This is a genomic window from Megasphaera geminata F0357 (assembly GCF_000239275.1).
Lineage (GTDB): Bacteria > Bacillota > Negativicutes > Veillonellales > Megasphaeraceae > Megasphaera > Megasphaera geminata.
The window spans coordinates 47,925-53,193 of record NZ_JH417588.1 but is presented as its reverse complement, the minus strand read 5'-3'; the positions used below and the strand labels follow the sequence as shown (position 1 = coordinate 53,193).

The 5,269-nt window shown below is 47.9% G+C and carries 7 protein-coding genes and 1 pseudogene; 7 read left to right on the top strand and 1 reads right to left on the bottom strand.

Going from position 1 to position 5,269, the window contains the following annotated elements; all coding sequences use genetic code 11:
* From HMPREF0080_RS05005 to HMPREF0080_RS04975, 7 genes are all read left to right on the top strand, one after another.
* Positions 1 to 644, top strand: a 644-nt coding sequence (locus tag HMPREF0080_RS05005) for a helix-hairpin-helix domain-containing protein (RefSeq protein ID WP_006790194.1), incomplete at its 5' end; no start/stop codon positions are given.
* Between the two features lie 82 nt (positions 645 to 726).
* A complete protein-coding gene (locus tag HMPREF0080_RS05000) occupies positions 727 to 1,059 on the top strand; it encodes a YerC/YecD family TrpR-related protein (protein WP_040347319.1) in 333 nt (110 codons plus the stop codon).
* Between the two features lie 24 nt (positions 1,060 to 1,083).
* Positions 1,084 to 1,521 (top strand): large-conductance mechanosensitive channel protein MscL, encoded by a 438-nt coding sequence (gene mscL, locus HMPREF0080_RS04995; RefSeq protein ID WP_006790192.1) that lies wholly within the window; start codon positions 1,084 to 1,086, stop codon positions 1,519 to 1,521.
* A 2-nt stretch (positions 1,522 to 1,523) separates the two neighbouring features.
* Positions 1,524 to 2,084, top strand: coding sequence for a hypothetical protein (locus HMPREF0080_RS04990; protein ID WP_006790191.1), 561 nt, complete (start codon positions 1,524 to 1,526; stop codon positions 2,082 to 2,084).
* Positions 2,085 to 2,389: 305 nt separating this feature from the next.
* The gene (locus HMPREF0080_RS04985; protein WP_040347294.1) at positions 2,390 to 3,247 is read left to right on the top strand and encodes a 3-hydroxybutyryl-CoA dehydrogenase; all 858 of its coding nucleotides are present in this window, start codon (positions 2,390 to 2,392) and stop codon (positions 3,245 to 3,247) included.
* 180 nt (positions 3,248 to 3,427) lie between these two features.
* Positions 3,428 to 3,949 carry a dCTP deaminase gene (dcd, locus tag HMPREF0080_RS04980; RefSeq protein WP_006790188.1) on the top strand — a complete coding sequence of 174 codons (522 nt, stop codon included), beginning with the start codon at positions 3,428 to 3,430 and terminating at the stop codon, positions 3,947 to 3,949.
* Between the two features lie 3 nt (positions 3,950 to 3,952).
* On the top strand, positions 3,953 to 4,918 hold the full coding sequence (locus HMPREF0080_RS04975; protein WP_006790187.1) for a P1 family peptidase: 966 nt from the start codon (positions 3,953 to 3,955) through the stop codon (positions 4,916 to 4,918).
* A gap of 151 nt (positions 4,919 to 5,069) precedes the next feature.
* Here HMPREF0080_RS04975 and HMPREF0080_RS10035 read toward each other — a convergent pair.
* Positions 5,070 to 5,269 (bottom strand): annotated as a pseudogene (locus tag HMPREF0080_RS10035) (DEAD/DEAH box helicase); the annotation flags it as partial.

The following is a 5,269-nucleotide window of genomic DNA, read 5'->3' as shown; positions in this document are numbered from 1 at the left end:
TGATAAAGCCCGAAAAGGCGACGGGACGAAAGACTACCGACTATGAAGGCGAATTGCGGAAGAATAATATTCCCGAATGGTTTATTCAATCGTGCTCGAAAATCGGCTATCTCTTTCCGAGGGCTCATGCGGTAGCCTATGTCATGATGGCTTTCCGTATTGCCTGGTATAAGATTAATCAGCCTCTTGCTTATTATGCGGCTTTCTTTACCGTTCGCGCCAAGGCGTTCAGTATACCCATGATGGTACACGGCCTTGACACGGCGCGGAAAGCGATGAAGGTGATCGCTGCAAAAGGCGACAACGCGACGAAAATTGAAGAAGATCTGTATACGACGTTGGAACTGGTAGTGGAAATGAATTTACGCGGCATCTCTTTTCTGAACATTGATATTAATAAATCCGATGCCACGAAGTTCATCATCTGTGACGGCAAAATCCTGCTCCCCTTTACGGCGCTTGACGGATTGGGGAAAAATGTTGCCGAACAGATCGTGGCGGCCCGTGAAGAACAGCCGTACTCGTCTAAAGAAGATCTGAAATACAGAGGTAAGGTCGGACAGACATTGATCGACGCCTTGGCGGAACAGGGCTGTTTAGGAGAGCTGCCGGAAGATGAACAGCTTGATTTATTTGCTATTTAAAGAAGTATGGACAAGCCGATAGGTGTAGCTTATAATAAAGAGCAAATTTATCCGGTATTATTCAGGAAGCGGGGTGATTGCAGTGAGCGTTAATGAAAAGCTGAAGGACGGACTTCATGACCAGCTCTTCGAGGCTGTTTTACAGTTGAAATCCCTGGAAGAATGTTATGAATTTTTTGAGGACATCTGCACGGTGCAGGAAATGAAGGCTATTTCAGCGCGTCTGGAAGTAGCTCGTATGCTCAGAGCCGGAGATATTTATGAGGATATTGTGAAGAAGACCGGAGCCAGTACGGCCACCATCAGCCGGATCAAACGGTGCCTGAACTACGGCACGGGCGGTTATGATAAAATCATGGAGCGCATGGCTGCGGCTGATCCCGATTTTTTTGAAAAGGGAAGGCATAAAAAATAATTACTAATAAAGGAGTTTTTAACTATGAAAGCACTTTTACAGGAATTTAAGACTTTCGCCGTACAGGGGAATGTCATGGACATGGCGGTCGGCGTCGTCATCGGTGCGGCTTTCGGAAAAATCGTAGCCTCGTTGGTAACGAATGTCATTATGCCGCCTATCGGTATCCTTCTCGGCGGTGTGGATTTTACCGATTTTTTTATTCCCCTCAGTTCAACGACGGCTAAAACTCTTGCTGAGGCACAGGCGCAGGGCGTGCCTGTTATTGCGTACGGCCTTTTCCTGAATACGGTAATCGAATTTATTATCATCGCCTTTGCTATTTTCATTATCATCGGACAGCTTAACCGTTTAAAGAAGCCTGCGGCTGCAGTAGAGGCGAGCCTCTGCCCCTTCTGCAAAGAGCCCGTGGCGGAAGACGCAAGACGCTGCCCCCATTGCACGAGTGAAATAAAGGCATAACAATGCGTTCAAAAATCGGGATCACTTTTTTTCGTAACGGCAACGTAAATATATACGATGCGACACTGTCCGAAGAATTATGGCACGATTACAAGGCCTTTGCACAACTGGCGGCCGTGAAAAAACAAAAAGATACGCGGCAGGGGGAATGGGCGGCCCGAAGATATGAAAGAGCCGCGGCGCTTTCTTTATATGCCTTTTTCGAGATTGTTCTGAGAAAGTGGTATGCCGAACTGAAAGAAACGTGCTTCTGCCCGTACGGAGCCGAAGCCCCGCTCTTTCAAACCGTGCGGCTTTTACGAGAATACGCCGTTACCCGGGGCGGAAGGGGACAAACGTACGATATCGGCCATTTACAGGCTTTATTGGAGCGATATGAGCGGCATGACGGCACGGTATGGGAACATGCCAATGCCGAAATGCTGGCCGACAGTGAAAAAACGTTTGTTTCTTTTCTCAATTACGTGGAAACGAATACGGAATTGAAACGGTTCCGGTCAACAGGAGAGCAGTCTAAAAATCTGCTCGACCGGCTCGGAAAATTTTTGCGGGACGAGCCGTAAGCGGGTAGTTCATATATTGCGATAAGGTGCAGGTAAGGGCCCTTGATTCCCCAAATATAAGTTCCGTTTTGTACAATTTAAACATCTGCATATTCTTGGCAATGCAGTAAAGTCATCAACACGGTAACAATAAGGCGAGAAAAGCATACTAAAGCCGTATTTTTGTGATAAATAATGTATTTTACAGTGGATTTTTTTCTTAAAGGTGATATACTTATAACTGTAATGAGGTGGTTTTAAAGGGTAAGGATTACTTTATCTTCGCTAAATCTGTGAAAAAAATCACGCTAAAGGAGGAGTTCAACATGTTTTGTAAAAAAGTAATGGTTATTGGTGCAGGTACGATGGGATCGGGTATTGCTCAGGTATTCCTCACACACGGCTGTGACGTAGTCCTCAACGACATCAAACAGGAATTTATCGACGGCGGTATTAAAAAAATCGATAAGAGCCTCACGAAATTGGTGGCGAAAGAAAAAATGACGCAGGCAGACAAAGATGCAGCCATGGGCCGCATTACAAGTTTTGTTGAAATTACGGAAGACGGCATGAAAGATGTCGATCTCGTAGTGGAAGCCGCTATTGAAGATATGAAGATTAAGGCTCAGATTTTCAAAAATCTGGGTGAAAAATGCCCGGCTCACACCATTTTGGCATCAAATACGTCGTCCTTGCCCATTACGAAGATTGCCGCCGCTACCAACCGTCCGGACAAAGTTATCGGCATGCATTTCTTCAACCCCGCGCCGGTCATGAAACTGATTGAGATCATCAACGGGATCGCAACATCTGACGAAACGTTCAAAAAAGTATTCGAAGCGTCTCAGGAACTCGGCAAGAGCCCCGTTAAGGTTAATGATTTCCCCGGTTTCGTAGGCAACCGCGTTGTTATCCCCATGATCAACGAAGCCATTCAGGCTTTGATGGAAGGTGTTGCGTCCAAGGAAGATATTGATGCGGTCTGCAAGCTCGGCTTCAATCATCCTATGGGACCGTTGGCTCTTTCCGACCTTATCGGTAATGATGTTGTTCTCCATATTATGGAAGTATTGTATGAAGGGTTCGGCGATCCCAAATATCGTCCGAGCGCACTTCTTCGCCAATATGTCAATGCAGGCTACTTGGGCCGCAAGACGGGCAAAGGCTTTTACGACTACGAATAAATCTTTACTCCCTTGTGCCGCTACGGCATAAAGAGGCGCCTTCCGCAAGGAAGGCGTTTCTTTTTATGTTCTGCTGTGTCTATAAGGCCCCGTTTGTTAGGGCATTTTTTTCGGAGAAAGCGGAATTTTTCGATTCTTATGGTATAATGGATTAAAATTTATTCAGCAGAAGGTGAAATAATGATCCTCTCAGGAAAAGAAATAGTCAAGCATATGGGGAAAGAAATCGTTATTGAACCGTTCGATCCGAAACGGGTGAATCCGAACAGTTATAACCTTTCCCTCTACAATGAACTGATGGTATACAATGACAGAGAACTGGATATGGCAAAGCAGAATTCAGTATCGGTTATCAGGATGCCCGAAGAAGGGTATGTGCTGCAGCCGAATACGCTTTATCTGGGAAGGACCAATGAGTACACGAAAACAGAAAATTATATACCCATGCTAGAAGGGCGTTCGTCGGTCGGCCGCCTCGGCGTTTTTATTCACGTGACGGCCGGATTCGGCGATGTAGGGTTTGCCGGGTATTGGACGCTGGAAATATTCTGTGTCCAGCCGATTCGCATTTATCCGGATGTGGAAATTTGCCAAATTTACTATCACGACATAGACGGCGAATACGATTGTTACGAAAGCGGCAAATATCAGCACAATAACGGGATCCAGCCGTCCATGCTCTGGAAGGATTTTCTTAAATAGGCCATGCTGCACCGTATTGATATAAAAGAAATTAAAGGAATACGCATCGGTCATGCCGAAGATACGTGCGGCGGTACAGGCTGTACCGTATGCATTGCCCCGGGCGGTGCTCCGTGCGGTATAGATGTGCGCGGCGGCGGGCCGGCATCGCGCGAAACGGAACTGTTGAAACCGACAGCCGCAGCGGAATGTGTTCATGCCGTGATTTTATGCGGCGGCAGCGCTTTCGGCCTGGCCGCGGCCGACGGGGTTATGAAGTATCTGAAAGAACGGGATATAGGCTTTGAAACCGCTTACGGCATCGTCCCCCTGGTTGCCGCTTCCTCTGTTTTTGACCTGCCCTGCGGCGACAGTACGGCCTATCCTGACAGTTCGATGGGATATAAAGCGGCGGTGGCCAGTGAAATGAACGATCCCCGTGAAGGAAATTTCGGCGCCGGTACCGGTGCTACCGTAGGGAAAATGCACGGTGCGGAATTCGCCATGAAATCAGGACAGGGTATATACGCCTTACAACATGGCGATGTACAGGCGGGGGCACTTGTTGTCGTCAATGCACTGGGCGATGTATATGATGAAAAGAATACCGTTCTTGCAGGTATGCGGCGTGCCGACGGCGGCGGTTTTGCCGATTCGTCGCGGTGTCTGGCTGAAGAGGGGCTGCACGTATGGGATAAAAACGGCGCCGCCGCAAATACGACGATCGGGTTTGTCGTGACAAACGGTATCTTTACTAAAACGGAAATGAATAAAATCGCCGCCCTTGCTTCCAACGGCTTGGCCCGTTCCATCCGGCCGGTCAATACGACGGCTGACGGAGACTCTCTCTACGCCCTGTCTACAGGCGGGACTAAGGCGGATCTCAATCAGGTCGGCGAGTTGGCGGCCCTGGCGGTGGAAAAAGCGGTTCGTCGTGCCGTGCTTACGGCGCAGGCGGCCCACGGTTTTGCCGCTTTGAGAGACTTATAATAAAAAGGGGCTGTAACATAAGTGCGCCTAAACACAATAGCTGGCAATTTTTCACGCAAATGAAAAATGCCAGCTATTGTGTTAGTTATGGGAAAGAAAGAGGGCTGTAACAAAATGAGTTTTTAAACTCATTTTGTTACAGCCCCTTTTATTATGACTTGAAATACGGTTTGAAAACGGAACGGTTCGGTTCTTTTCGTTCCTTCGGGCCGTCTTTGCGTTTTTGACCGTTCGGACGGCTGTTACGGGTTTTACCGTCCTTATTCTTACTGACGGGGAAACGGTTGTTTTTTTTGCCGTTGCCGCGGCGCTTATCGCTGTGAGAACGGCTGCCGCCGCTGTTTCTGTCGC